Below are 322 nucleotides of genomic sequence, written 5' to 3'. Positions count from 1 at the left end.
ATAAAAAAATGGTGGTTCCGGGCGGAATCGAACCACCGACACGAGGATTTTCAGTCCTCTGCTCTACCGACTGAGCTACGGAACCATCATTTGGCGGTCTGGACGGGACTCGAACCCGCGACCTCCGCCGTGACAGGGCGGCATTCTAACCAGCTGAACTACCAGACCATTTTGGTTGCGGGAGAAGGATTTGAACCAACGACCTTCGGGTTATGAGCCCGACGAGCTACCAGACTGCTCCATCCCGCGATATTAAGTTTTTTTAATAAATGGCGGAGATTGAGGGATTCGAACCCCCGCAGGACGTTAATCCTCTGCTGGT

At 53.1% G+C, this 322-nt stretch carries 3 tRNA genes; all 3 read right to left on the bottom strand.

The features are described from left to right. Positions 1-9: 9 nt before the first annotated feature. The 3 genes from LJD32_RS15175 to LJD32_RS15165 all read right to left on the bottom strand — a co-directional run bounded on the left by LJD32_RS15175 (position 10) and on the right by LJD32_RS15165 (position 249). Positions 10-85: transfer RNA gene (locus tag LJD32_RS15175), tRNA-Phe, on the bottom strand. 6 nt (positions 86-91) lie between these two features. After that, positions 92-168: transfer RNA gene (locus LJD32_RS15170), tRNA-Asp, on the bottom strand. A 4-nt stretch (positions 169-172) separates the two neighbouring features. Next, positions 173-249, bottom strand: a tRNA-Met gene (locus tag LJD32_RS15165). Positions 250-322: the final 73 nt, after the last annotated feature.

The sequence above is a fragment of the Faecalibacillus sp. TM498 genome, from assembly GCF_020589955.1.
Classification (GTDB): Bacteria; Bacillota_I; Bacilli_A; order Erysipelotrichales; family Coprobacillaceae; genus Faecalibacillus; species Faecalibacillus intestinalis.
Note: the sequence above shows the minus strand (reverse complement) of the source record. Positions and strands in the feature narration are given on the sequence as shown.